This is a genomic window from Arthrobacter sunyaminii (genome assembly GCF_018866305.1).
Classification (GTDB): domain Bacteria; phylum Actinomycetota; class Actinomycetes; order Actinomycetales; family Micrococcaceae; genus Arthrobacter_B; species Arthrobacter_B sunyaminii.
Map to the genome: position 1 here is coordinate 3,705,876 of NZ_CP076456.1, position 24,479 is coordinate 3,730,354.

General features: G+C 65.8%; 23 protein-coding genes. 6 read left to right on the plus strand and 17 right to left on the minus strand.

Annotated features, from left to right (window positions below):
* Nucleotides 1-95: 95 nt before the first annotated feature.
* Genes lhgO through KG104_RS16935 form a run of 7 tightly spaced genes read right to left on the minus strand, consistent with a single transcriptional unit; the run spans nt 96 to nt 7,655 of the window.
* Nucleotides 96-1,292 (minus strand): L-2-hydroxyglutarate oxidase, encoded by a 1,197-nt coding sequence (lhgO, locus tag KG104_RS16905; protein ID WP_207348263.1) that lies wholly within the window; start codon nt 1,290-1,292, stop codon nt 96-98.
* On the minus strand, nt 1,293-2,180 hold the full coding sequence (locus KG104_RS16910) for a fumarylacetoacetate hydrolase family protein (RefSeq protein ID WP_237688621.1): 888 nt from the start codon (nt 2,178-2,180) through the stop codon (nt 1,293-1,295).
* 47 nt (nt 2,181-2,227) lie between these two features.
* A complete protein-coding gene (locus KG104_RS16915; protein WP_207348262.1) occupies nt 2,228-3,001 on the minus strand; it encodes an SDR family oxidoreductase in 774 nt (257 codons plus the stop codon).
* On the minus strand, nt 3,001-3,906 hold the full coding sequence (locus KG104_RS16920; protein ID WP_207348261.1) for a dihydrodipicolinate synthase family protein: 906 nt from the start codon (nt 3,904-3,906) through the stop codon (nt 3,001-3,003). The genes KG104_RS16915 and KG104_RS16920 overlap by 1 nt, the downstream gene beginning before the upstream one ends.
* 37 nt (nt 3,907-3,943) lie before the next feature.
* Nucleotides 3,944-6,139 (minus strand): TRAP transporter permease, encoded by a 2,196-nt coding sequence (locus KG104_RS16925; protein WP_207348260.1) that lies wholly within the window; start codon nt 6,137-6,139, stop codon nt 3,944-3,946.
* Complete coding sequence (locus KG104_RS16930; protein WP_207348259.1) at nt 6,136-6,651, minus strand: hypothetical protein; 516 nt, start codon at nt 6,649-6,651, stop codon at nt 6,136-6,138. The genes KG104_RS16925 and KG104_RS16930 overlap by 4 nt, the downstream gene beginning before the upstream one ends.
* 5 nt (nt 6,652-6,656) lie before the next feature.
* On the minus strand, nt 6,657-7,655 hold the full coding sequence (locus KG104_RS16935; protein ID WP_104053301.1) for a TAXI family TRAP transporter solute-binding subunit: 999 nt from the start codon (nt 7,653-7,655) through the stop codon (nt 6,657-6,659).
* A gap of 218 nt (nt 7,656-7,873) precedes the next feature.
* On the opposite strand from KG104_RS16935, the gene KG104_RS16940 reads away from it, so the two are divergent.
* Nucleotides 7,874-9,406: a S10 family peptidase gene (locus KG104_RS16940; protein ID WP_207348258.1), complete on the plus strand. Its 1,533-nt coding sequence runs from the start codon at nt 7,874-7,876 to the stop codon at nt 9,404-9,406.
* Nucleotides 9,407-9,446: 40 nt separating this feature from the next.
* Here KG104_RS16940 and KG104_RS16945 read toward each other — a convergent pair whose 3' ends face one another.
* On the minus strand, nt 9,447-9,947 hold the full coding sequence (locus KG104_RS16945; protein WP_104053302.1) for a DUF456 domain-containing protein: 501 nt from the start codon (nt 9,945-9,947) through the stop codon (nt 9,447-9,449).
* A gap of 258 nt (nt 9,948-10,205) precedes the next feature.
* Here KG104_RS16945 and KG104_RS16950 point away from each other — a divergent pair, with 258 nt between their 5' ends.
* The gene (locus KG104_RS16950; RefSeq protein WP_207348257.1) at nt 10,206-11,207 is read left to right on the plus strand and encodes a YrzE family protein; all 1,002 of its coding nucleotides are present in this window, start codon (nt 10,206-10,208) and stop codon (nt 11,205-11,207) included.
* Nucleotides 11,208-11,301: 94 nt separating this feature from the next.
* On the opposite strand, the gene KG104_RS16955 is transcribed toward KG104_RS16950, so the two are convergent.
* Nucleotides 11,302-12,210, minus strand: a complete 909-nt coding sequence (locus KG104_RS16955; protein ID WP_181032203.1) for an SDR family oxidoreductase — start codon at nt 12,208-12,210, stop codon at nt 11,302-11,304.
* A gap of 274 nt (nt 12,211-12,484) precedes the next feature.
* Nucleotides 12,485-13,690 carry a multidrug effflux MFS transporter gene (locus KG104_RS16960; protein WP_104160117.1) on the minus strand — a complete coding sequence of 402 codons (1,206 nt, stop codon included), beginning with the start codon at nt 13,688-13,690 and terminating at the stop codon, nt 12,485-12,487.
* A 108-nt stretch (nt 13,691-13,798) separates the two neighbouring features.
* Here KG104_RS16960 and KG104_RS16965 point away from each other — a divergent pair, with 108 nt between their 5' ends.
* Nucleotides 13,799-14,245, plus strand: a complete 447-nt coding sequence (locus KG104_RS16965; protein ID WP_104053306.1) for a universal stress protein — start codon at nt 13,799-13,801, stop codon at nt 14,243-14,245.
* A 24-nt stretch (nt 14,246-14,269) separates the two neighbouring features.
* On the opposite strand, the gene KG104_RS16970 is transcribed toward KG104_RS16965, so the two are convergent.
* Nucleotides 14,270-15,793 carry an MFS transporter gene (locus KG104_RS16970; protein WP_237688622.1) on the minus strand — a complete coding sequence of 508 codons (1,524 nt, stop codon included), beginning with the start codon at nt 15,791-15,793 and terminating at the stop codon, nt 14,270-14,272.
* Between the two features lie 127 nt (nt 15,794-15,920).
* On the opposite strand from KG104_RS16970, the gene KG104_RS16975 reads away from it, so the two are divergent.
* Genes KG104_RS16975 through KG104_RS16985 form a run of 3 tightly spaced genes read left to right on the plus strand, consistent with a single transcriptional unit; the run spans nt 15,921 to nt 17,573 of the window.
* Entirely contained in the window at nt 15,921-16,493 is a 573-nt protein-coding gene (locus tag KG104_RS16975; protein ID WP_104053307.1) for a TetR/AcrR family transcriptional regulator, read from the plus strand.
* Nucleotides 16,494-16,512: 19 nt separating this feature from the next.
* Nucleotides 16,513-16,980 carry a ribonuclease E activity regulator RraA gene (gene rraA / locus KG104_RS16980; RefSeq protein ID WP_104053308.1) on the plus strand — a complete coding sequence of 156 codons (468 nt, stop codon included), beginning with the start codon at nt 16,513-16,515 and terminating at the stop codon, nt 16,978-16,980.
* An 8-nt stretch (nt 16,981-16,988) separates the two neighbouring features.
* Complete coding sequence (locus KG104_RS16985; protein ID WP_207348256.1) at nt 16,989-17,573, plus strand: dienelactone hydrolase family protein; 585 nt, start codon at nt 16,989-16,991, stop codon at nt 17,571-17,573.
* Here KG104_RS16985 and KG104_RS16990 read toward each other — a convergent pair.
* The 6 genes from KG104_RS16990 to pucL form a co-directional block, all read right to left on the minus strand.
* Nucleotides 17,570-18,415, minus strand: a complete 846-nt coding sequence (locus KG104_RS16990) for an HpcH/HpaI aldolase/citrate lyase family protein (RefSeq protein WP_104053310.1) — start codon at nt 18,413-18,415, stop codon at nt 17,570-17,572. The two genes, KG104_RS16985 and KG104_RS16990, sit on opposite strands and share 4 nt — an antisense overlap.
* Before the next feature lie 70 nt (nt 18,416-18,485).
* Nucleotides 18,486-19,817 (minus strand): allantoinase AllB, encoded by a 1,332-nt coding sequence (gene allB / locus KG104_RS16995; RefSeq protein WP_104053735.1) that lies wholly within the window; start codon nt 19,815-19,817, stop codon nt 18,486-18,488.
* A gap of 17 nt (nt 19,818-19,834) precedes the next feature.
* On the minus strand, nt 19,835-20,692 hold the full coding sequence (locus tag KG104_RS17000; RefSeq protein WP_207348255.1) for a bifunctional allantoicase/(S)-ureidoglycine aminohydrolase: 858 nt from the start codon (nt 20,690-20,692) through the stop codon (nt 19,835-19,837).
* On the minus strand, nt 20,693-22,033 hold the full coding sequence (locus KG104_RS17005) for a DUF6986 family protein (protein ID WP_207348254.1): 1,341 nt from the start codon (nt 22,031-22,033) through the stop codon (nt 20,693-20,695).
* A 4-nt stretch (nt 22,034-22,037) separates the two neighbouring features.
* On the minus strand, nt 22,038-23,543 hold the full coding sequence (locus tag KG104_RS17010; protein ID WP_207348253.1) for a nucleobase:cation symporter-2 family protein: 1,506 nt from the start codon (nt 23,541-23,543) through the stop codon (nt 22,038-22,040).
* Complete coding sequence (pucL, locus tag KG104_RS17015) at nt 23,543-24,478, minus strand: factor-independent urate hydroxylase (RefSeq protein WP_207348252.1); 936 nt, start codon at nt 24,476-24,478, stop codon at nt 23,543-23,545. Before pucL ends, KG104_RS17010 begins: the two co-directional genes overlap by 1 nt.
* Nucleotide 24,479: the final 1 nt, after the last annotated feature.

The window sequence follows — 24,479 nt, forward strand, 5'->3', positions numbered from 1 at the left end:
CCGCTTCGGCACCGCTTTGGCAGCAGGCGAGCCGGTGCGCGTACCCTCAACGTAGCCGCGGCAACCCCCGCAGGGAAGAGTAATCAGCATACTTACTATTGAATTCCGGTGAGTTCATTGGCGATCAGGCGGCCAATTTCCAGCGCTGCCGTGGCCGCCGGAGACGGTGCATTGAGCACGTGAATCTGCCGGGGCGCCCGCTCATACAAAAAGTCATCCACCAGGGTTCCGTCCCGCCGCATGGCCTGTGCCCGCACCCCGGCATGTGCCGGCACGAGGCAGTCATCCGGAAGAGCCGGCACCAGTTCGCGCAGTCCGGCCAGGAAGCGTTTCCGTGACAGTGACCGGGTGGTTTCAGAAAGCCCCACCCGCCAGAACTTTGCTCCCAGTTTCCAGAGCCCCGGCCAAGCGGCGCTGTCCAGCACATCCCGCGGGTTGACCGTCAACCAGGTGTATCCCTCCCGGGCCAGGGCAAAAACGGCATTCGGACCGGCGTGTACGGATCCTGTGGTCATTTTGGTCAGATGAACGCCCAGAAAAGGAAAGGCTGGATCCGGCACCGGGTAGATGAGCCCGTTCACCAGATGCTGTGCCTGCGGAGTTAGCTCGAAGTACTCGCCGCGGAACGGGATGATCCGCACGTCGGGCCGGATTCCGGCCAGGCGTGCAACGCGGTCGCTGTGCAGCCCCGCGCAGTTCACGAACTGATGGCCCCGGAAGGTTCCGGCATCCGTCTCGACGGTGACCCCGCAGGCGTCGGAATGCACAGCCGACACCTCGGCATTGAGGTGTATTTCTCCCCCGGCCTCCCGGATCAGGCGGACCAGCGCTGCGCAGACGCCCCGGTAATCCACAATCCCGGTGGACTCCACCCGCAGGGCCGCGAGGGATTGGACGTTCGGCTCATAGCCGCGCGCTTCTTCCGGCCCAATGAGACGGCAGGGAACACCGTTCTCCATTCCGCGGCGAAGCAGCTCCTTCAGGGCCGGCAGCTGGCTTTCCCGGGTTGCCACTACGAGCTTTCCCGTGATCCGCACATCCACGCCGTGGGTTTCGGCGAAGCCGCGCATGGAGCTGGCCCCGGCGGCGCCCAGGGCTGCCTTCAGGCTTCCCGGCGTGTAGTACAGCCCGGAGTGGATGACACCGGAGTTGTTGCCGGTCTGATGCGCCGCCACGGAACTTTCCTTGTCCAGGACCGTCACCCGGTTGCCCCGCCGGGCAAGTTCAAGTGCCGTGGCCAGTCCGACGATCCCGGCGCCGGCTATTACTGCATGGTTTGGGCCCTGTGCCACTTAGGAGCCGCCGAAGCCGGTGACGGGGTTGATGAGCCCCGGAATCCCGCTGATCCGGCATTGCGCAGTATCCCCGGCCCGGATGTGGACGGCGCCCGGTGTGCCGGTGGAAATGATGTCCCCTGGAAACAGGGGCATGACCTTGCTGTGGAAACTGATGAGGAAGGCCGGGTCATAGCGCATATGGGACACCGTGTTGGTGCGCCGCTGCTCTCCGTTCACCACGGTGGAAACCACCAGGTCCCCCAGCGTCCCCTCCCCCACGGCCTCGGCCAGCGGAACAATTTGGGGACCAAAGGAGAAGAATCCCGGAAAGTTCTTGGCGCGGGTGAGGAACCGCGGATTGCGTTCCAGAATGTCTTCAGCCGTCTGGTCCAGCACCGGCACGAGGCCGGCCGCGTAGGACAGGGCGTCTTCGGGTTCCACATTGCGGCAGTAGCGTCCGATCACCACACCCACTTCCGCCTCCGTGGTGGTGCGTATGCTCTGTTCCGGCACAGGAATGGCTTCTCCGGGACCAATGACGGTGTGGTCGCCCTTAATAAAGGACGCCGGTTCGTCGGGAACAACTTCCGCCAGGTCAGAAGCATGTTCCAGATAGTTCAAACCGATGCCCCAGATGAGCCGCGGATGACGGTAGGGCGCGCCGTAGGTGACGGACCCGGGATTGGTGAAGACGGCGTCGTCCGCTTTCTCCGCCGCGTCCTCCAGGTCCCCCAGCAGTCCGTTGGTCAGCACAGCCAGGAGATCACCGGTGAATCCCGGCAGCAGGTCGCGGACCAATGCCGTGCCGCGCCGTGGATGGACGACGGCGGGCGCTTCCACCGGGTGGTCCGGGCTGGAGCTGCCCTCATGGATGGAACACAGGCGCAGGATACGGGGAGTCACGGAAACGGTCCTTTCAACAGTGGGCGAAGGCGTCCGGCGGGAACTCTCTAGTAGGAACGGACCAGTCCGCCGTCACACCGGATCTGCTCCCCGGTGACGTAGGACGCGGTGGTTCCGGCGAGGAAAGTGACGACGGCGGCAAACTCCTCGGGGCGCCCGTACCGTCCGGCGGGAATCGAGGCTTCGGAAGCTGCGCGGACCTCTTCGGGGGTTTGCCCGGCCCGCGCCGCGGCGGCGGAATCCAGGGAGGCAACGCGGTCTGTATCTATCCGGCCGGGAAGCACCATGTTGACTGTCACCCCTTCAGCGGCAACTTCAGCCGCCAGGGTTTTCAGGTAACCGGCAAGGCCGGCCCGGGCCATGTTGGACAGGGCGAGGTTGGGCAGCGGCTGCTGAACTCCGGAGGAGCCCACCGCGATAATCCGCCCCCAGCCGCGGCGGCGCATGCCGGGCAGGACCAGGGAGGTGAGCCGCAGCTGCTGGAGGAGCAGCTGGTTCACGGCCGCGGCTGCCTGCTCGGCCGTCAGATCCGCGGCCACACCGGGCGGCGGACCGCCGCTGTTCAGCACCAGCACGTCAACCGGCCCAAACGCCTCCTCCGCCAGCCGGACCAGCTCCTCCGGGGCACCGCCGTCGTTCAGATCCACCGTCACGCCGACGGCGGATGCCAGGCGGGCAGCCTCCGCCTCCACAACGTCCCTCCTGCGGGCGGCGAGCACCACGTTGGCACCCTCCTCGCTGAGTGCGCGGGCAACGGCCAGGCCGATGCCGGAACTGGATCCCGGAATGAGCACATTCTTGCCTTTCAACCCAATGTCCATCAGGCGACCTCCATTCGAACTGCTGCGAGTTGGGCTTCAATGAGATCGGACAGTTCCGGCGGAAGGGACGGTGCCGGCGGACGGACGGACGCTTCGGCAATAATGCCCCGCCGCCGCAGCACCTCCTTGCGCAGGGCCAGGCCAACACCGGGCTGGGCTTCGAAATTGGCTAGCGGCAGCCAGGGCGCGAAGGCTGCCCGCGCCTCGTGGAATCCCCCCTTGCGAAAGCCGTCCAGCGCGGCGAGAAGCCCTTCCGGGTGCGAGAATCCGGTCATTGCTCCGGCGGCTCCCGCTGCCAGTTCATCAAGCAGTCCCACTCCGCCCAGGCCTCCGAAGACCGGAATCCGGGTTCCGCGGGTGAGCCTTGCGATGGCAAGGGCCGTGGGAGGAGCCTCTGACTTCACTGCCGTAATGAACGGGCAGCGTTCGACGACGGCGAGGATCTGCTCGGCACTGATATGCACCGAAGACGCCACTGGATAATCCTGCAGCACAATTCCGGCACCGGTAGCCTCGTGGATAGCGCTCAGATGGGCGGCGAGGACCTCGGGGACCGGGCTGTTGATCTGCACCATCAAAGCGGCAAGGCTGCTGCCGGCGGCCCGGGAGGCGGCAACAGCCTGTTCAAGCGCCGGAGCAGTGCTGCGTGCGGAGATTCCCACCACCAGGGGGCATGTCCCGGCGTCCCGGGCAACGGAGCGCACGGCTAGTTCCTGCTCCTCGGAACTCAGTGCGGCACCCTCGCCAAAGACACCCAGCACCACCATTCCGGCAGCGTTCAGACCCGTGTACAGCTGGACTTCCCGGCGCAGGGATTCAGTGTCCACAGCCAGCGCGGGACCGTAAAAAGGCGTGGCCAGTACGCCCCAGAGTCCGGGAGCCAGCGGGGATACGGACGTGGTCATGAGGCGTCCTTTCGCGTTTTCACGGCAGATCCGGCACTCACGGCGTTTCAGTGGCGGCCGGCGGGACGGGTGAGGGTGCCCGGTGGCTGCCTCGGCGGACGACGGCGGCGGGCGGAGCGGAACTTCTGTCCGGCAGTTGATCGGGGGTGTCCCCTGCGCGCCTGCGCAGGCCGACCAAATGCACCAGGACGCCCGCAGCAATAATGCCCAGACCAATACCGATATACATCGGTTCCATAATCAGCATCGGCAATGAACCAATGCCCAGCAGAACCCGTTCGGGCCAGCGGGCCAGCCCAACGAGCCATCCTCCGGTCGCCACGGCCAGAGCAGCAACGGCCACCAGGGAGACGGCCAGCGCGAGGATAACGGTGGCCGGCCCTCCCTGCATCAGCAGGCCGATACCCGGTCCGGACATCACGAAGATGAAGGGCACCAGGAATGCGGAGAGTGTGTACCGCCAGGTCAGCCACATGGTTTGGATGGGCTTGCCGCCGGTGATCGCTGAGGCCGCGAACGGCGACAGTGCGGTGGGAGGTGAGACCTCGCTCAGGACGGAGTAGTAGAAAATGAACATCGCCGCGGCAAAAGCGGGAACGCCAACGTCCTGCAGCGCCGGACCGATGATGACCCAGGAAATGATGAAGCTGGCGGTCACCGGAACAGCCAGGCCAAGCAGGGTCACTGAAATCGCCGAGAAAACCGCCGTCAGCAGCAGGCTTCCGCCGGCGAAGTCCACAATGATGTTGGCCAGCTTCAGGCCCAGGCCGGTCAGCGTCATCACGCCCACGATCAGTCCGGCGGCGGCCATGACCGGAATGACGGACAGTGCGCCGGTTGCGCCTGCGGACAGGGCATCCCAGATGCGCCGCGGCGTCATCCAGGACTGCCGGTCCAGGAAGCTCAGGACAAAGGCGAGTCCGGTGGCATACACCACCGCCCGGAACGGCGTCATGCCCATCATCATGAACACGACAATCGCCACCAGCGAGCTGAAGTGGTAACCGAAGCGCAGCAGGAGCCTGCCGACGGGCTTGACCTCGAAATCGACGGCCTTGGTCTTGAACCGGCGGGCATCCATTTCGATGGCCAGGATGATGCCGAAGTAATAGAGCAGCGTCGGGATCGTGGCCCAGATCAGGACCTGCAGGTAGGACACGCCCAGCAATGCGGCAATGATGAAGGCAGCTGCTCCAAGGGTGGGCGGAGACATGATGGCACCAATACCGGCCGCTGCCAGGATGGCGCCGCCGTGTTCCTTCGGGTAACCCGCCTTGCGCAGCAGGGGCCATGAAATTCCGCCGAGTGTCACCGTGGTGGCAACTCCGGATCCGGAGACCGTGCCCAGCAGGAACCCAGCCAGGGTCACCGTCCGACCGGGACCGGATTTTGACTGGCCGAAGGCGGAGAAGGACAGGTCAATGAAGAATTTCGTGGCACCGGAGGACGCCAGCACGGCGCCGTAGATGGTGAAGAGGATGATGTACGACGCCGCCACGTCGGTGGGCACGCCAAACAGCCCCTGGGTGCCCATCACGTTGTGGCCCACCAGCCGGATCCAGCTGAAGTCCGAGGTGTTGAACGGTGCAGGCACCAGCGTTCCGAAGGACGCGTAGACGAAGAAGACCAGCACCACAAGGGGAACAAGGATGCCCACGGTCCGGCGGGAGGCTTCCAGCGTGACCAGGATGGCGATGATTCCCATGACCAGGTCCAGGTAGGTGGGCGTGATGGCCCGGCGGAAGAATCCGTCCCAGTTGAAGGCGATGTAGACGAACGGCACCAGCGCTATAACCGCGAGCAGCCAGTCTGCAACCTGCGGGTTGTCGGCCTTTCCTTTCGCCTTGGCCTTTTCCGAGCGCCCCCATCCCCGGTAGACGAGAAAGGTCATCGCCAGTCCCAGGCCCAGGAACATGGGCAGGTAGAACTGGGTGGGCATGGGCCTGAAAACCCAGTACAGGGCAAACAGGGACAAGCCGGCGCCGAACGCCTTGATCACCGAGGCGGGGAGTCCGCTGAGCTGGCGGGCCGGTTTCTCGGCCTCGAATTCGGCGATCAGGGCGTCTTCGTCAATGATGCTCTCGCGCTCGAGCGGGCTGACGACCTCGTCGCCCGCTTTGCCCAGCTGTTCCGATCTGAGCAGCGGATCTGATGCAGTGGGCGATTCGGAGCTTCCGGCGGCACCCTGGGCCGAAGCTTTGACGGCGCCGCTGCCGCGGGGTCGCTTGATCATTGATTCTCCTTGAGTTCCAGCGTCACGAAGGGATCGCCGTCGTCCACCAGCGTCCACAGTTCCAGCGGCGGCGCCCCGTCCGCATGGACGGTGCGCTGTCCCAGGTCGGTGGCCGCCAGGGACAACCGCGTGAAGGCGGCGGGCCGGGCCGGATCCGGGTCAGCAACCCACTGTCTTCTGTCCGGCGGTTCCGCCGCCACGGGGGCACCGGGCACCGCATAGTATTCCTCCAGCACCGCCATCTGGTCCGCTGCGAGCTGCACCAGCAGATAGCTGGCGTCGGGCCTGACCTCGTAGCGTTCTTCGGCCACGGTGCCGTAAATCGAGTTCCGGTAGCTGACGGCGAAGGAATCCCCGTGAAGGGGAACTTCCGCCAGCCGGCCGCTGTCATTGCTGACGCTCAGCGTCCATTCGACGGATTGCTGCTGGGGCCCGGCGGCCCCGGCAACGCCGGCCAGTCCGGCAGCCGCCGCAACTCCCAGCATCACGACGACGGTGGCCAGCCGGCGCATGAGGGCTAGCTTCCCGCCTGGTCGAAGTAGGTCGCCGCTCCCGGACAGGTGTCTACGTAGGAAACGTCACCGGCTGTGGCGGCGTCCATTTCTTTGGCCGAGGGATGCACTTTTTCGAGTTGCTCAACGTTGTCGAAGAGCGCAGCGGCAATGTCCTGCTGCAGCTGCTCGTCCATCTTGGGGCTGGCAATCAACAGGTTGGGCGAGGCGATGGCCTGGACGGCTTCGGTCTGGCCCTCATAGGTGTTGGCCGGGATTTCTTCGGCCAGGTAGTACTCGCCGTAGGTTCCCGCCATGGATTCTGCATACTGCCCGATGGGAAGCAGGACCATATCGCCGTCGCTGGCCAGGTCGATCAGCGCACCGGTGGGCAGTCCGCCGGACCAGAATCCGGCGTCGATGGTTCCGTCCCGCAGGGCTGCCACCGTTTCCGCAACGCCCAGCTGGCGCCGTTCCACGCTGTCCGGGTCAACGCCGGCAGCCTCGAGGATCCGCAGTGCACCAACTTCAGTGGCTGATCCCGGAGCTCCCACTGAAACAACCTTGCCGACAAGCTGCTCCGCGCTGGTAATACCCGTGCCGTCAACGGTGACGGCCTGCAGATAGTTGTTGTAGATGTTGCCCAGTGAACAAATCTCCTGCGGCTTGCCTTCGAACTCTCCAACGCCTTCCACGGCGTCGGAAACCACGTCACCCACCGAAAAAGCGATCTGGGCTGACCCGTTGGCTATCAGCAGCACGTTGTCCACGGAAGCATTGGTTTCCTGGACTGTGGCGTCATAGCCCTCGATGTTCTCGCGGATAGCGGTGGCAAAGCCGCCGCCCAGCGGGTAGTACACACCACCGGTGCCGCCGGTCGCAATGGACAGTGTGCCGCCGCCGCCGTCCGCGCCGGCCCCGGAATCGCCGGACGTATCGGGGCTGCCGCAGGCGGAGAGGAGCAGTGCCGGAGCGATGAGCGCTGCCGTGCCGAGACGCAGCCAGCTCCGTTGGTTCAAAGGCATGGATTCTCCCTGGTTAAGCGCCCCGCGGGCGCGAGTAGATGAGAAGCGTTAAGGATCCTGAAACTGCCGGTGGAACAGGCGCGTGGCCTGCAGCGTTGCAGACCGGCACCTCTGGGGGAGAACCTATCCAAGTCCCCTTGGAAATGTAAGGTGCGTCACATAATCGTGACGTGCACCCTGATCCGGCCCGCAGGTGAGGAACTGGTTAGACTGCTCCAATGCCCCATGACGAGCAGCACCAGGACGCCGGCAATCAGCATCAGAGCCGTGAGAACATCAGAAACGGCGGAGAGCCGGAGGCGAGGAACCCGAGGGTTACCGATGACTTCACGGTCCGCCGCCATACTCTTCCAACAGGCCTGAAATACACCACCACAGCCGGACGCCTGGTGCTGCGGCGGGAAGAAACCAAGGACGGAAAAGCGGACGGCTTCCTGCCCAAGGCGGAGATTTTCCTCGTCGCCTACACCGCCGATGTGGGCGAACCGACGGCGGAAGCGCACGCAGCTGCTCCGCCGGCCAACAGCCGTCCGGTGGTGTTCGCCTTCAACGGCGGCCCCGGCTCGTCCTCGGTGTGGTTGCACATGGGCCTGCTGGGACCCCGGATGGTTGACTCCGGGGACGTTGGGGCACTGACGCCTCCCCCGTTTGGCCTGGTGGACAACCCGGAAACCATCCTGCAGCACGCGGACCTGGTGATGATCGATCCGGTCAACACGGGGTTTTCCCGGGTGGTGGACGGCAACGAGGCCGCAGAGTTTCACGGCTTTGAAGAGGACCGGGACCTGGTGGCGGAAGTCATCCGGCTCTGGACCACCCGCAACAACCGCTGGCTCAGCCCCAAGTATCTGGTGGGCGAGTCCTACGGGACCCTGCGTGCCGTCGCCGTCGCCGGACGGTTGTTCGATGCCTACGGCCTGGCCGTCAACGGGCTCGGACTGATTTCCACGGTCCTGAACATGGCCACGCTGGATTTTGCTCCGGGCCGCGACACTCCGTACGCACTTCATTTGCCCACTTACGCGGCCATTGCGCACTTCCACGGGCGGCACGGAGACCGGCCGCTGGCTGATGTGGTGGCCGAGGCGGAGGAATTCGCCGGACGGGAGTTCGGCTACGCACTGACCCAGGGTTCCCGGCTGAGCACGGAAGAGTTCGACGACGTCGTCCGCCGACTGGCGGAAATCACCACCTTGGAGGAGGGGTTTATCCGGCGCACCAACCTGCGGTGGGATTACGCCCAGTTCTCCGCGGAGCTGCTGCGCAACGAGAACCTCGTGGTGGGGCGGATAGACGGCCGGTTCACGGCACCTCCCGCAAACCAGCAGGATTCCATCAACTGGGATGACCCCAGCCTGCAGGCCATCAACGGACCGTACTCGGCCGCCGTCAACCACTACGTCCGGGCCGAGCTGGGCTACGAAAATGACCTCCCGTATGAAATCCTCACCGGCCGGGTCCAGCCCTGGAGCTACAAGAGCTTCGAAGGGGTTCCCGTGGATGTCACCGGGACGCTCGAACGGCTGCTGGCGCACAACCCTCACCTGCGGGTGCATGTGGACTACGGCTACCACGACGGCGCCACGCCCCACTTCGCTGCCGAGTACGTTTGGGCGCACATGCGGCTGACTGATGCGGCTCGGGCACGATTCACGCACCACTATCACGAGGCAGGCCACATGATGTATCTGAAGCCGGAGTGCCGGCTGGACCAGCTCACCGCGCTGGCGGAGTTTGTCAGCGCCGGCTAGCCGTATGCGGAGGGCTGGTCAGGGGCTGCTCAGCGGTTGGTCAGCGGCTGGCGAAATGCCACCAGATCCCGCCCGCAAACACGGATCCGGCGGCGAAGGCAAGGCCCAGTTCCACCAGGATGCCCAGCCCCATCGCCTTCAGTGCGGCATAGCTGGCTGACCATGCCTCGGGCAGGCTGCGGCGGCGAAAGAACTCACTGAGCAGCAGACCCGCCACAAACCCCACGATGAGCCCCACTACGGGAATCAGGAACATCCCCACAACACCCACCACCACTCCCGCCAGAACGGAAGTATTGGGGACCTGGCGCTGCTTCAATCTCCTGCCGGTCAGCACCGCGCTGGCGAGCAAACCTGCCAGCGCCAGCACCGCGCCCACTCCGAAGGTCCACCAGGCAGCTGCGCTTTGCATGCCTAACGCCCAGCCAAGCAATGCGGCGATGATCAGAATGCTGCCAGGCAGAACCGGAATGATGATTCCGGTGAGACCCACGGCGACGGCAAGGGCGGCAATGACGGTAATGACTATGTCGGGGTCCATTCCTCCAGTGTTTCATTTGGGCGGCAACCCCGAATGCCGACCTGCCGCTGCGGAGTTTTCCCTCCGGTTTGGGATTCTGCTCCGGTTTGGGAAAATCCGTCCGGTCCGCCGCGGCAGGGATTTCCCAAACCGGTCAATTTGTCCCAAAGCGGAGTTCCAGGCGGGCAGTCGGGGATCAAGGGCAAGTGGAGAAAATAGTAAGGATACTTATAAGCTGGCTCTGACAGCCCGATCACTCGATGGCAACAGGAGACACAGATGAGCACGGAACCAGGCAACAACGGCCGGGCCGGAGCCAACAACTCCGGCGACTTCGGAAATTCCACAGGCCCGGACGGCGGACGCCTGCGCGACAGGTCGGACCGATTGGCTCCCGCCGACGAAACCCAGGTCCTGCCCACGGACAACGGATCCGAGGCACAGAATTCCCCGGCGACCGGGGCAACCGCAGCAACCGCAGCCGGGACCCCTGCAACAGGAACCTCGACGGGGGCTTCCGGCAACAAGACCAACGACGGCGGGCGCACCCAGGCGATGCCGGTGAGCCACACCAAGGATCCCAACGCAGACTATGACGACGGCACCGAATACCGTCCCGGGGACGGCGGACGCCACACCGGCGACGACTCCGGAAGCACGGCCGTTCGCAGCACCGAAAACGGCGGTGCCCTGCCCGGCAAGGCCAACCGCGAGGCCCTTCTCGCGATGGAAAAGGAACGTTTTGGCGGCATGAAGTTCGGAGCGGCTTTCTTCGGCTGGCTGACCGCCACCGGAATGGTGGTGCTCCTGTCCGCCCTGGCAGCGGCCATTGGCGCCGCCGTCGACTTCAACACCGACAATGACCTGGGCCAGTCCCTGGACCAGGCGATGGCCAACCAGAGTGCCGGCATCATTGGCACGGTCATTTTGCTGGTGGTGCTGCTGCTGGCCTACTTCGCCGGCGGGTACGTGGCGGGACGGATGGCACGCTTCAACGGCCTCAAGCAGGGTCTGGCCGTTTGGCTCTGGGCCCTCATCGCCGGACTGGTTGTTGTGGTGCTCGGATTGATCTTCGGTGACGATATCCGCAGCATCACCCAGCTGAACACTGTGGCACCCCTTCCCGATGACCTCGACGGGGCCACAGCGGCAACCTGGCTCGCCGTCGCCGCAACGCTGGCCGCGACCCTCATCGGTGCGCTGCTCGGCGGCCTTGCCGGTATGCGCTATCACCGCCGGATTGACCGCGCCGACTACAGCGACACGGACGTCCGCGCCTGATCTGTTCTGACTTTCCGGAGCAGACAAAAGGAACCGGCCCGCACCTTTCGAGGTGCGGGCCGGTTCCTTTTGAGCTAAGCGGGACGCCTGATCCTTACGGGGTGGGCATGCCGCCGTTGACGTTCAGGGTTTCACCGATGACGTAGCTGGATTCCGGGGACGCCAGGAAGACGTAGGCCGGGGCAAGCTCGGTGGGCTGTCCGGCGCGGCCCAGTGCGGTGTCCTTGCCGAATTCCGGCAGTGCTTCCTTGGGCTGGCCGTCGGAAACCTGCAGCGGCGTCCAGAACGGACCCGGCGCAACGGCGTTCACGCGGATGCCCTTGGGGGCCAGCTGCATCGACAGTCCCTTGGTGAAGTTGTTGATGGCCGCCTTGGTGCTGGCGTAGTCCAGCAGGAACGGCGACGGGCTGTACGCCTGGATGGAGGTGGTGTTGATGATGCTCGATCCGGCCGGCAGATGCGGCAGCGCAGCCTTGGTAATGCGGAAGAACGCGTAGATGTTGGTCTTGAACGTGTCATCCAGCTGCTCGTCGGAGAGGTCTTCAAGATTCTCCACGGCAACCTGCTTGCCCGCGTTGTTCACGAGGATATCCAGGCCGCCGAGGGCTTCCACGGCGTCCGCAACCAGCTGCTTGCAGTACTCCGCGTCCCGCACGTCGCCGGGAAGGGCCACAGCCTTGCGGCCAGCCTCCTCCACTAGGCGCACGATTTCCCGGGCGTCTTCCTCTTCCTCGGGCAGGTAGGCGAGTGCGACGTCGGCGCCTTCACGTGCGTACGCAATGGCAACTGCCGCGCCAATACCTGAGTCGGCGCCGGTGATCAGGGCCTTGCGGCCTTCCAGCCGGCCGGTGCCGCGGTAGGATTCCTCGCCGCGGTCCGTTTTGGGTTCCAGAGTCGCATCCAGGCCAGGCTCGGGCTGATCCTGCTTCGGCGGCGTGATGGTCGGGAAGCGGTCCACGGGGTTCTGGAAGGTGTACTGGTCGCTAGTGTTGCCGTTGGTCATAGAGTTTCCCACTTTCGGTAGGTCATTCTGCATGCGGTACGCCAATCTGGGGCGGACTTTCACCGCCCCGACAAGAAGCGTAAGTATGCTTACTACCCTATGCCCATGAGGCGGCAGCCCTCAAGTTGGGTCTCGCTGCGCGCGGGGGAAGGGGTCCGGCGGGTCAGAAGAGCATGCCGAGGAACCCCACGCTGAGGCTGCCCACCAGTGCGATGATGAGGAGCCAGACGATGAGCGTTCGGTACTTGTTCATGGTTCGCATAGTTCGTCGAGTCTACCGACCGGAGGCCGAACGTGTGCGGGTGGCAATCAGTGCAGCCACGGCCACCAGAGCGGACAGCGTCATGATGACCGCCAGCGGCACCGCGGATTCCTCGCCGGCAAGTCCCGTCAGCGGGGAGACCAGTGCCCCGGCAAAGAACTGGCCGCCGCCCAGGACTGCCGATCCGCTGCCCGCGGCGAGGCCCACCTCGGCGAGGGCCAGTGACGTGGTGTTGCCCATGATGAAGCCCACCGAGGTGGCTGCGAAGAAGATGGGTACCGCCAGGAGCAGTGGTGGTGCGGCCGAAACTGACAGCACCAGAACAGCGACGGACATGGTGAGCAGCACGGACACCGCCGCCGTGACCGTCTTCCTCGGCGGTATCCGGCGGGCCAGCCGGGCGGAGACAAATCCGGCACCGACCAGGCCCATGGCGTTCACTCCGAAGGCCAGTCCATAGGCGGACGCCGTCAGTCCCATCAGGTTTTGGTACACAAAGGGCGAGGCCGAGATGTAGGCCATCAGCACACCGAAGGTGCTGGCAAAGAGCACGGCATAGCCGAGGAATTTGCGGTTCGCGACCACGCCTGACAGCCCGGCCAGCATCGGCCCGCTGCTGCGGTGGTGCAGGGGCTGGGATTCCGCCAGCACACCCGCCACACACACGAACATCACCAGTGCCAGCCCGGCAAGCACCCAGAGGACGCCGCGCCAGCCAAGGTGCTCTGCCAACAGCCCGCCCACCGTCGGCGCAACCACCGGCGCCACGCCGCCGATGGTCATGAGCAGGCTGAAGGTGCGTGCCGACGTCGCGCCCGTAGTCAGGTCCGCGACCATGGCGCGCGCAATAACCACTCCTGCCGAAGCGCACAGCCCCTGGAGCAGCCGGCCGGCCACGAGTACGGCCAGATTGGGTGCGAGGGCGCACACCGCCGACGCGACAACAAAGCCTGCGGATCCAAGGAACAGCGGGCGGAAGCGGCCGTACCGGTCCGAGAGCGGGCCGAACACCAGCTGGCCGGCCCCCATGCCGAGAAGGAACGCGGTGAGGGTCAGCTGCACTGCGGTGGCGGACGCCTCGAGCTCATCGGTCATGGCCGGAAAGGAGGGCAGGTAGAGATCGGTGGCAAACGGCCCGGTGGCGGAGAGCAGGGCCAGAACCAGCAACAACCCGGTTGTCATGGCGGTAACCGGCTTGCGGCGAAACGGACTAAACATAGGCCTGATGGTACGTGGCCCCTCCCCCGCGGCTCCATTCAGGTGGAGGATGGCAGCACGGCACCATCCAGCACGCCCAAAGCCAACGTTGAGAAGGACGGATGCACCATGAGCAACGGTGAAGAGGACCGCAAACGCATTGTTGTGGGGGTGGACGGCTCCCGGCTCTCCATTGAAGCGCTCTGGAAGGCCCGGCGCCTGGCCGCAGTGCTGGGGTGCTCCCTGGAGGTGGTGACCGTCTGGGAGTACAGCATTTCCCTGGCCCCGCCGGTTCCCACGGAAGTCTGGTCTCCGCAGACCCAGGCCGAGCTGACGCTCAAGGAGGCAGTGGAGGAAGCCTTCGGGGAGGACGTCCCGGCGGATCTCAAGCAGACCGCCCTGGTGGGACTGCCGGTGGAGCTCCTCATCGAAGCCAGCCGCGGGGCGGAAATGCTGGTGGTGGGCAACCGCGGACGCGGCGGCTTTGCGGGACTGCTGCTCGGATCCGTCAGCTCAACGCTGGCGGCGCATGCGCATTGTCCGGTGCTGATCGTTCACCGCGGCGAATCGGCGTAAACGATACGGATCCTGCCGCAGCACTTAGTGCCCGGCCGGAGCCTTGCGCAACAGCACGCCGGCACCGGCGGCAGCCACCAGCATGATCACCACGCCGATCAGGGACGTGACACTGACACCCGAATCAAAAGCGGCCTGCGCCGAGTGCAGCAGAGCCGAACCTTGTTCCGGCGGCAGCGCCTGCGCGGCATCGACGGCGCCGCCGAGGGTTTGGCCGGCCGATTCGGCTTGTTCGGCGCTCAGTCCCGCCGGGACCTGCACGCCGTTGCGGTACGCAGCCGTGAGGATGCTGCCCAGCACCGCGGTGCCCAGGACGGAGCCGATCTCATAGGCTGTCTCGGAAATGGCCGAGGCGGACCCGGCGCGGGACGGCGGAACACTGGCGAGGATCAGGTCATTGGAAATGGTTTCCGCAGCGCCCACTCCGACGCCCAGGAACAGGAAGGCCACCACCAGCTGGAGTACTGTCACGGACTCGCCGGCGAAAAACACCAGAGCGTAGCCGGCGGCATTGAACAGCAGCCCGCCGGCCACCACGTAGGCGGGGCGCAGATGCTTGACCAGCGGCACCACGGCCAGTCCGGTGATGACCGTCAGCACCAGTCCGGGCAGCATGGTCAGGCCCGCTTCGATGGGTGACTGCCCCACCACCAGCTGCAGGTGCTGGGAGAGGAAAAAGATGAAGCCCACCATGGCGAAGAGGCTCAGCAGGTTGGCGCTGATGGACCCGGTGAACACCGGATTGCGGAACAGGCGGACGTCCAGCATCGGCTTCTCGCGGCTCAGCTGGCGGCGCACAAACAACGTGCCCAGCACCAGGCCGAGGAGGATGAACGGCAGTCCGTGAGCGGCGCCGTCGGACGCGAAGGACTTGATGCCGTAGGTGATGGACAGCATGGCACCCATGACCAGCACGACGCCGGGCACGTCCACGGCTCCCGGGCTCGGGTCCTTGGATTCAGGCAGCAGGATGGGTCCGAAGACCAGCAGCGGAAGCAGCACCGGAATGGACAGCAGGAACACCGAGCCCCACCAGTAGTTCTCCAGCAGCACTCCGCCCACGATCGGTCCCAGGGCGGCCCCTCCGGAGAACCCCGCAGCCCAGATGGCCACCGCAACGCGTCGCTGGGACGGCACCGTGAAGATGTTCCGGATCAGGGACAGCGTGGCAGGCATCAGCATGGCACCGAAAACACCCATGAGGGCGCGGGCCAGGATCAGCATGGAGGCCGAGGGTGCAAACGCCGCGACCAGTGACATGACGCCGAAACCTACGCTGCCGATCATCAGCACCCGGCGGCGGCCGATCCGGTCCCCCAGGCTGCCCATCGGGACCAGCAGTCCCGCCAGCACCAGCGCGTAGATGTCCACAATCCAGAGCAACTGTGTGCCGCTGGGCGCCAGGGCCCGGGACAGTGACGGGATGGCGAAGCTGAGGACGTTGTTGTCGATGGAGATCAGCAGCACTGGCAGCATCAGGACTGCAAGTCCCCACCATTCGCGCTTTCCTGCACGCGTAATAGCGGGCCTTTCCTGAACGGCCGTCACGGCGTCCTCCTTCTAAAAGTCGTGGGGGGATTTGGGCAGAGATAGGCCCGGCAAGCTACTGTACCGTCTAGACTGTACAGTTCTCAAATTGCGACTGCTTTCCGGTGTGATGGCGTAGCGTAAAAGCATGTCCAACACTCGTCCTGCCCGGGACCGCATCCTTGATGCCTACGAGGAGCTGCTCATCAATGAAGGCCCACGCGGCGCCACCCTCGATGCCGTGGTTGCACGCGCCGAAGTCTCGAAGGGCGGGCTGCTCTATCACTTCAAGAACAAGGAAGCGATGGCCGCGGCCCTCATCGCCCGCCTCGAGGAACTCGCCGCGGCCGACCTTGTGAGGATGCGCGCCGACCCGGAAGGCCCGTCGCGGTATCTGGTCCGGGAGTCCGTTTATGTTGGCAGTGCCTTGGACCGCGCGCTGATCGGCGTCGTCCGTCTTGCCCAGGCCTCCGATCCGGATGCCTCAGCGGTGCTGGAACGGATCCACCGCAGCTGGATGGATCTGGTCCTCGAGGAAGTAGGCCATCCGGCCATTGCCCGTGCCATTGTCCTGCTCGGCGACGGACTCTATTACAACGAGGGCCTGCCGGGCGGCTGGCCGCGGGACCAGGACTCTTCCGCCGCCCAGTCAGTGGCCGACCTGCTGGAGGTTGTGGATGTCCTGAAGGCGCATGCCGCCAGTGTTCCGCAGAACCGTTAACTCGTGCCACAGTGGTCCCATGGAAATCAGCACAGCAGACCTCTATGACCAGCACGGTGAGTCTTTGGCTTCCGTCTCCCTGCAGTTCCAGGACCTCGGAGGGCACCTGTCCTTCACCGGCCCGGTCCGCACGATCCGCTGCCGTGAGGACAACGGCCTGGTGAAGTCCGTCCTCAACTCGCCCGGCAATGGTGCCGTGCTGGTGGTGGACGGCGCAGGATCCCTCAACAGTGCCCTCATGGGAGACATGATTGCCGAGGCTGCCGTTGCCAACGGCTGGGCCGGCGTTGTCATCAACGGACCCATCAGGGACCGCGCCGCCGTGGCCAAGCTGCCCCTGGGCGTGAAGGCGCTCGGCTCCAACCCGCGCAAGAGCGCCAAGGACTCTGTTGGCGAAGTGGACGTGCCCGTAGAGTTCGGCGGTGTCACCTTCCGTCCCGGCGCCACGCTGTACGCCGACGAGGATGGAATCCTCGTCGAACGCTAGGAGCCGGCATGGCCAACATCCTGCTGTTCCATCACGCCCAGGGCCTTACTCCGGGCATGGACGCCTTTGCCGGGGTACTGCGCGATGCCGGACATACGGTGACCGTGCCGGACCTCTACAACGGGCAGACCTTTGCCGAGCTTGCAGACGGCCTGAACTACCTCAGCGAAATCGGCATGGACACAGTGGTGGAGCAGAGCGTGGCCATCGCTGAACGCTTCCCGCCGGAGATGGTCTACGTCGGCTTCTCTTTGGGCGTGATGGCGGCCCAGCGCCTGGCGCAGACCCGGCCGGGCGCCCGGGGTGCCGTGCTGATCAGCGGCTGCCTTCCGCTGGGCACTTACGGTGACACGTGGCCGGCGGGAGTGCCCGTGCAGATCCACGGGATGGACGCCGATGAGGAGTTTGTTGACTCCGGCGATCTGGACGCCGCCCAGAATCTGGCCGCGTCCACCGACGACGCGGAGCTGTTCCTCTACCCCGGCGCCTCACACCTGTTCGCGGACATCAGCCTGGCCCACTATGACCCGGATCAGGCCTTTGCCCTCACCCGCACAGTGCTCCAGATGCTGCGCAGGGTGGATGAAGGCTAGGCGTTCCAGAGTCCGTAGGAGTCAGCCAGTGAGGAGATCTTCTGGGCGCGCGCCAGGCGCGGCAGGTAGGAACCGTCGCCCACGACGGCACCTGCAGCGTGCGCCTCGAGCAGCTCATGCGCCCACGTGATCTCGGATTCGCTCGGCGAAAGTCCGTGGTTGATGAAGTCCGCGGCCTCGGGCATCAGGCACAGCTTGCCCGTCATTCCCATGGACTGCGTGACCTTGCAGGCGTCCAGCAGTTTATCGCCCAGGGCACCGACCGTGGGGCCGTCGATCGGGCCGGGAAGCTGCCCCACGCGGGAAGCCACCACCAGCTTGGAACGGGCGTAGGCCAGAGCCATGGGATCGTCGGAGGCACCGGTGTCGCGGCGGAAGTCGCCCACACCGAAGGCCAGGCGGAAGGTGCCGGGAGCCGAAGCAATCGCCGTCGCGTTTTCAATGCCAAGTGCGGACTCCACCAGGGCCAACACCGGGGTGCCGGCCTGCAGGCGCATGGCCGTGTGGGTGACCTGCTCCGGCTTTTCGGTCATCGCCAGCATGACACCGCGCAGTCCCGGAGCCTTGGACAGCGCCGCGAGGTCATCGGCCCAGTAATCCGTTTCGATGCCGTTCACGCGCACCCAGGCGGTCATTCCGGTGGACAGCGCCTCCACAACGCGCTCACGGGCCTCAGCCTTGCCGGCCGCGGGTACCGCGTCCTCCATGTCGAACACCACGGAGTCCGCTTCCGACGCGAGCGCCGGCCCAAAATTCGCTTCATCGGCAGCCGATGCCAGAAGCCAGGAACGGGAAAGTTTTGCAGGCAGCGACGCAGCGCGGCTGTTACGAAAAGGAGCCATACCTAGACCCTACTTTCCGCGCTGGCCGTTCCTTAAATGCGACGCATGCCTTTGTGGCAGCCATCACTGCCTACCGGCGCAGCAGGCGCCCGGCCGGGACAGCGGGATCGACGTCGGTACCCGCCAGCACCGTGCGGCGCACGACGCCGGTGAGCTGCTTCCCGGCATAGGGCGTGATCGGATTCCGGTGCTGCAGCGCCGCCGGATCCACCGTGAAGGTGTCCTCCGCGGCGAACACGGCAAAATCGGCGTCTTTGCCTTCCACGATGCCGCCCTTGCGGTCCAGGCCGGCCAGTGCTGCCGGCGCGGCGGACATCCAGTGCAGCACCCGCTCCAGCGCAATGCCCCGGATGCGGGCCTCGGTCCAGATCAGCGCCAGCCCCAGCTGCAGGGAGGACACCCCGCCCCAGGCCACGCTGAAGTCTCCGTTCTCCAGGTCCTTCAGGTCCAGGGTGCTGGGCGAATGGTCCGAAACGATGCAGTCGATGGTCCCGTCCGCGAGACCGGCCCAGAGCTCTTCGCGGTTGGCGTCCCCGCGGATGGGCGGGCAGCACTTGAACGCCGTGGCGCCGTCGGGAATCTCTTCGGCCCGCAGGGTGAGGTAATGCGGGCAGGTTTCAGCCGTGAGCCGCACGCCGTCGGCCTTTGCCGCCCGGACCAGGGGCAGGGCTTCGGCGGAGGACAGGTGCAGGATATGGGCGCGCGCGCCGGTGCGTGCCGCCGCGTCAATGACACCGGATATGGCGGTGTTCTCCGCCGCCGGCGGACGGGAGGCCAAGAACCCCGCATAACCGCTGCCCGGCGGTGTGTCCCGGATGGCTGCCGGATCCTCGGCGTGCACAATCAGCAGACCGTCAAAGGTCTTCAGCTCGGCGAGCGCCGCCTCCATTTGCGCCGGTTCCAGGTGCGGAAACTCATCGACGCCCGAGTGGACCAGGAAGCATTTGAACCCGAAGGCACCGGCCTCGTGCAGCGGACGCAGATCGGCGAGGTTCCCGGGGACGGCGCCGCCCCAAAAACCCACGTCAACAAAGGCCTGCGGGGCCGCGCAGTTCCGTTTGATGTTCAGGGCCGCCACATTCACGGTGGGCGGAATGCTGTTCAGCGGCATGTCGATCAGCGTGGTGACCCCGCCGGCGGCCGCCGCGCGGGTGGCGGAGGCGAACCCCTCCCACTCGGTGCGTCCCGGCTCGTTGATGTGCACGTGCGTGTCCACCAGCCCGGGCAGCAGGGTTTCGTCCGCGGCCAGTTCAATGAGCCGCTCCCCGTCCAGCCCGGCGCCCAGCGGCACGACGGCGGCAATCACCCCGCGACGTACCCCCACCTCGGCCGGGATGGTTCCCTCGGGGGTAAGTACGGCGTGCCCGCGGATCACCAGGTCAAAGGGTTCAGGCGCCGACATATCCGGCAACTCAGCGGTCACGGCTGGCCGCCGAGCAGGATCTGGCGGTTGACGTCCTTATAGAGGAGGTAGCGGAAGTTCGACGGGCCGCCGGCGTAACAGGCCTGCGGGCAGAAGGCGCGCAGGGACATGTAGTCGCCCTCTTCCACCTCCACCCAGTCCTGGTTCAGCCGGTACACGGCCTTGCCCTCCAGCACGTACAGCCCGTGTTCCATGACATGGGTTTCAGCAAACGGAATGACGGCGCCGGGTTCAAACGTCACCACGTTGACATGCATGTCATAGGCGACGTCATCCACGGGGATCATCCGGGTGGTGCGCCATTTGTTGTCCGTGGCCGGCATGGGCGTGGGCTCGATGTCCGCCTCGTTGCCGAAGACCGGCTGCGGGGTGTGGCCCGCCAGCGGCTGATAGGCCTTGCGGATCCACTGGAACTTGACCGGTTCCCTGGATTCGTTGAAGGCACTCCACTGTGCGTCAGGCGGCAGGTAGGCGAATCCGCCGGGAGCCAGGACATGGTCCTCGCCGTGCAGGCGGACGGTCAGCGTGCCCTCGAGGATAAAGACGAAGGATTCCACGGTTGGCTGCGGTTCCGGTGAGGTGGAGCCGCCGCCCGGGGCAACCTCCACCAGGTACTGGGCGAAAGTGGTGGCGCCGCCGGCCACCGGCCGGTTCAGGATCCAGGTGCGGGTATCGGTCCATTCGGGCAGCACGCTGGTGACAATGTCCCGCAGCACGCCGCGCGGAATCACGGTGTACGCCTCGGTCACCGCCGCTCTTCCGGTGAGCAGTTCGGTCTGGGCCGGCAGGCCGCCTGCCGCGGAGTAGTAGCGCGGGGTGCCGCGGTGTTGGGCGTTGTGCTGCGGGGTGTTCATCTAGCGGACCTTCTCTTTGATGGGCGATACGGCAGTTTGGGGATGGGCGAGCGCGGCGAGTTCGACGCCGGTCAGCCCTGTGCCCTGTTCAATTTCCGCTTCGGTCAGGGCTCCGCAGAGCAGGCCGCGGTGCACAAACCGGGCCAGTGCCCGGGCGGTGGCGGGTTCATCCAGGACAGTGCCAACCTGTTTCCGGACGTAGGTGTCCAGCCGCCGGGCAGCGGCGTCGAATCCCTCCCGGTAGAAGGCATAGGTGGCCAGGAAACGGGTGGGAAGCTGCGCGGGGTGCAGGTCCCAGCCCTGATAGAAGCCGCGTTCCAGCGAGCGGCGCACCAACCGGGCGTGCAGCTGCCAGGCGGACCGGATTTCCCCGGGGGTGCCCAGCGGCAGGATGTTGGTGGAGCCGTCCGAGAGCCGGACTCCGGTCCCGGCAGCCGCCACCTGCATCACGGCCTTGGCGTAGTCAGCGGCCGGGTGCTCCATGGACTGGTATTGCGCGGCAATCTGCACCGAATCGCTGTAGTCGTAGGTGCCGTAGTGCAGGGCCGAAACGCGGCCCCGCCCGCGGTGGATCAGCTGCGCCGCGGGCACGGTGCCGTTGGCGGCCAGGATCAGCTGCGGGGTTTCCACCTGCACTTCAAACCGCAGCCGTCCCGGTTCCAGACCGTGGGCCTCTTCGAGCTGCCCGCAGATGTAGACCATGGCCTCCACCTGTTCCACGGTGGACACCTTGGGCAAGGTCAGCACCAGCCCGTCGGGCAGTTTTCCGGCCGCCAGCAGGCCGGCGAGGAACAGGTCCAGGGTCCGGACACCGCGGGCCCGGGTGGCCGCTTCAAAGCACTTGAACCGGATCCCGATGAACGGCGGCGCGGTCCCGGCAGCCACCGCGTCCGCCACGGCGGCGGCGGCCAGCACGGCATGGCTGTCCTCTTCCGCGTCCGGCCGGATGCCGTAGCCGTCCTCGAAGTCCAGGCGCAGGTCCTCGATCGGCTCGGTGCGCAGCTTCGCCTCCACAAGGGGCACGACGGCGGCTGCCAGCCCGGCGTCCAGGCCCGCCAGTTCGGCCAGGCCCGGCAAACCGCCACGGCCGCCCTGCCCGAGTGAGCCCTGCGCCTCGACGGCCGCAAGCCCGTCTCTCCCCCAGCCTGACGGCAGGGCCGGCACGCAGCGGTCCGCCGGGATGTAGACGGTGTGCACGGGCTGGCGGGTGCCGGCGTCACCGGGGTAGTTGCCGGCCAGCAGCCGGTCCGTGTCCGCCAGCACGGCATCGAGCCTTTGCAGGTGCGCGGCGCCGAGGACGGGTGCGGGCTCAGTGGACGGAGGCGAGGGGTTCAAAGTCATGGTCCTAGTGGGAATCGGTTTCAGCGGTACCGGTGGCGGCCAGCGAAATTTCCCGGCCGTCGGCGTCGAGCAGTTTTCCGTCCAGCACGTGGTCGCCCTCTTTCAGCGCCGCCGTGTCCTCGAGGCGCACGATGCGGTTGGCGCCTTCGGCCCACACGGAGGGGTCCTTCGGGTTTCCGGTCCGGATGTGGTTGAAGAGGATGTTCATCAGGATGGCCATCACGGCGGCGGAGCTGATGCCCGAATGGAAGATGGTGCCGAACCAGTCGGGGAACTCGTCGTAGAAGGTGGGTGCGGCAATCGGGATCATGCCGAACCCGATGGACGTGGCCACAATGATGAAGTTCATGTTGTTGCGGTAATCCACCCTGGCCAGGGTGCGGATGCCGCTCGCCGCCACCGTGCCGAACAGGACAATCCCGGCGCCGCCGAGCACCGGCGTCGGAACCGCCGCCACCACCCGGCCCAGGACCGGCAGGAGGCCAAGGATGACCAGGATCAGGCCGCCGGCGCTAACCACAAACCGGCTCTTGACGCCGGTGATGGCCACCAGCCCCACATTCTGGGCAAAAGCGCTCTGCGTAAACGAGTTGAACACCGGGGACAGCGCGCTGGAGAGCATGTCCGCGCGCAGTCCGTTGGCAATGCGCTTGGAGTCCACCTTGGTTTCCACGATCTCGCCCACTGCGATGATGTCCGCGGTGGTTTCGGTCAGGGTCACCAGGATGACGATCACCATGGAGATGATGGCGGCGGCCTCGAAGGTGGGCATGCCGAAGGCGAAGGGCTCCGGGACGGCGAAGATTGCACCGCTGCCCACGGCGGAGAAATCAGCTTTGCCGGTCACCACGGCGAAGATGGTGCCCAGCACAATGGCGAGGAGGATGGAGAGCCGGGAAATGGCGGAATTGCCGAGCTTGCTCAGCAGCAGCACCAGCAGCAGGGTCAGTCCGGCCAGGCCAATGTTGGAGACGCTGCCGTAGTCCGGGGCGGCGCTGCTGCCGCCCATGGCCCAGTTGGCGGCCACGGGCATCAGTGTCAGGCCGATGGTGGTGATCACGACACCGGTGACCACCGGCGGGAAGAAGCGGATCACCTTGGCAAACACCGGGGTGATCAGCAGCCCCACCAGGGAAGCAACGATCACCGCTCCGAAAACGGACTGCAGGCCGCCGCCGCCGTCGAGAATGGCCGTCATGGTGGCCACACCGGCGAAGGAAACGCCCTGGACCAGGGGCAGCTGGGAGCCGAAGAACGGGATGCCGATGGTCTGCAGCAGGGTGGCCAGGCCGCCGACGAAGAGGCAGGCAGCCACGAGCATGCCGACGTCGGCGGGATCCAGTCCGGCAGCGGTGCCGACAATCAGCGGCGGGGCGATGATCCCGCCGTACATGGTGAGCACATGCTGGAAGCCGTAGGCGAAGGTGCTGCCCAGCGGCAACCGGGCGTCTTCCGGACGGGCTGCGGTGCCGACCGTGCCGGCGGCATTGGAGCGCTGTTTGCGGCTCATCAGCAGAAACCGCCCACGGTATTCCAGACCGGCGAATCGGCGGCCGTACCTTCGCGCAGCACGGAGGCTTCGATCAAACCGTACGGGCGGTCCGCGGCGAAGAAGACCTCGTTGGGATTGTCCAGGCCAAACGGTGCCAGGTCCACCAGGAAGTGGTGGTTGTTCGGCAGCGAGAGCCGGACCTCGTCAATCTCCGGGTGGGCGGTGATGACGGCCTTGCCCATTTCAAACATGGTCTGCTGCAGGGCCAGGGAGTGCGTGTTGGCGAAGGCGTCCAGGAGCAGGGTGCGGGCGGAGGCGTAGAGAGCGTTGAAGTCCAGGCTGCTCACGTCCGTGTCCGGAGCGTAGCGCCACTTGGCGGTGACATCCGTGGCCAGAATCCGGTCAGTGGTCTCAGCCAGGGTGGTGTAGCGGTCCCGGGGGAAGCCGGAGAACTCGGAGCCGGTGGACTTCAGGACGGTCAGGCCGCTGATGCCGGAGACCAGGTGCTGCCGGCCGGCTTCGGAGACCAGCACCGCGGTGCGGATCTCGGACTTGTCCTTGGCAAAGGCGTGATCGTGGTCGCTGATCCGGTTCCAGAAGTACTGTTCGGCGGCCCAGCGGCCTCCGGAAACCCAGTCGAATCCGCCGGTGAAATGCTGCTCCAGGCGCAGCAGGAACTCCTCCGGTGACCCGACGCCGTCGCGGGCGAAGGCGTAGATGGTGTTCTTCTGGGTATCGGTGGCCACTACGTGGGAGTTGTCCCCCTCCGTGTGCGCGGCTTCGAAGTCGCCGTGCAGCTGGCTGGTGATGCTGAGGTCTTCGAGCCGGTGCCGGGCGGTGTCTCGGGTGACCTTGACCAGGCGTACCTCGGCTTTGCCGTACTGGTTGCTGCCGAGGACAATCCGGGTGTTGTCTGCCCTCTCCTCTGAGGGGGCCTGAGTTGTTTCAGTCATG

Bases quoted from the DNA above. Each gene is read 5' to 3' on its own strand.
- KG104_RS16965 (WP_104053306.1), top strand. From the start codon at position 13,799: ATGAGCAACGGTGAAGAGGACCGCAAACGCATTGTTGTGGGGGTGGAC.
- rraA (WP_104053308.1), top strand. From the start codon at position 16,513: ATGGAAATCAGCACAGCAGACCTCTATGACCAGCACGGTGAGTCTTTG.
- KG104_RS16935 (WP_104053301.1), bottom strand. From the start codon at position 7,655: ATGCCTTTGAACCAACGGAGCTGGCTGCGTCTCGGCACGGCAGCGCTC.
- KG104_RS16960 (WP_104160117.1), bottom strand. From the start codon at position 13,690: ATGTTTAGTCCGTTTCGCCGCAAGCCGGTTACCGCCATGACAACCGGG.
- pucL (WP_207348252.1), bottom strand. From the start codon at position 24,478: ATGACTGAAACAACTCAGGCCCCCTCAGAGGAGAGGGCAGACAACACC.
- KG104_RS17010 (WP_207348253.1), bottom strand. From the start codon at position 23,543: ATGAGCCGCAAACAGCGCTCCAATGCCGCCGGCACGGTCGGCACCGCA.
- KG104_RS16990 (WP_104053310.1), bottom strand. From the start codon at position 18,415: ATGGCTCCTTTTCGTAACAGCCGCGCTGCGTCGCTGCCTGCAAAACTT.
- KG104_RS16945 (WP_104053302.1), bottom strand. From the start codon at position 9,947: ATGGACCCCGACATAGTCATTACCGTCATTGCCGCCCTTGCCGTCGCC.
- KG104_RS16920 (WP_207348261.1), bottom strand. From the start codon at position 3,906: ATGACCACGTCCGTATCCCCGCTGGCTCCCGGACTCTGGGGCGTACTG.
- KG104_RS17000 (WP_207348255.1), bottom strand. From the start codon at position 20,692: ATGAACACCCCGCAGCACAACGCCCAACACCGCGGCACCCCGCGCTAC.
- allB (WP_104053735.1), bottom strand. From the start codon at position 19,817: ATGTCGGCGCCTGAACCCTTTGACCTGGTGATCCGCGGGCACGCCGTA.
- KG104_RS16955 (WP_181032203.1), bottom strand. From the start codon at position 12,210: ATGACCAACGGCAACACTAGCGACCAGTACACCTTCCAGAACCCCGTG.
- KG104_RS16940 (WP_207348258.1), top strand. From the start codon at position 7,874: ATGCCCCATGACGAGCAGCACCAGGACGCCGGCAATCAGCATCAGAGC.
- KG104_RS16975 (WP_104053307.1), top strand. From the start codon at position 15,921: ATGTCCAACACTCGTCCTGCCCGGGACCGCATCCTTGATGCCTACGAG.
- KG104_RS16950 (WP_207348257.1), top strand. From the start codon at position 10,206: ATGAGCACGGAACCAGGCAACAACGGCCGGGCCGGAGCCAACAACTCC.
- KG104_RS16915 (WP_207348262.1), bottom strand. From the start codon at position 3,001: ATGGACATTGGGTTGAAAGGCAAGAATGTGCTCATTCCGGGATCCAGT.
- KG104_RS16985 (WP_207348256.1), top strand. From the start codon at position 16,989: ATGGCCAACATCCTGCTGTTCCATCACGCCCAGGGCCTTACTCCGGGC.
- KG104_RS16930 (WP_207348259.1), bottom strand. From the start codon at position 6,651: ATGCGCCGGCTGGCCACCGTCGTCGTGATGCTGGGAGTTGCGGCGGCT.
- KG104_RS17005 (WP_207348254.1), bottom strand. From the start codon at position 22,033: ATGACTTTGAACCCCTCGCCTCCGTCCACTGAGCCCGCACCCGTCCTC.
- KG104_RS16925 (WP_207348260.1), bottom strand. From the start codon at position 6,139: ATGATCAAGCGACCCCGCGGCAGCGGCGCCGTCAAAGCTTCGGCCCAG.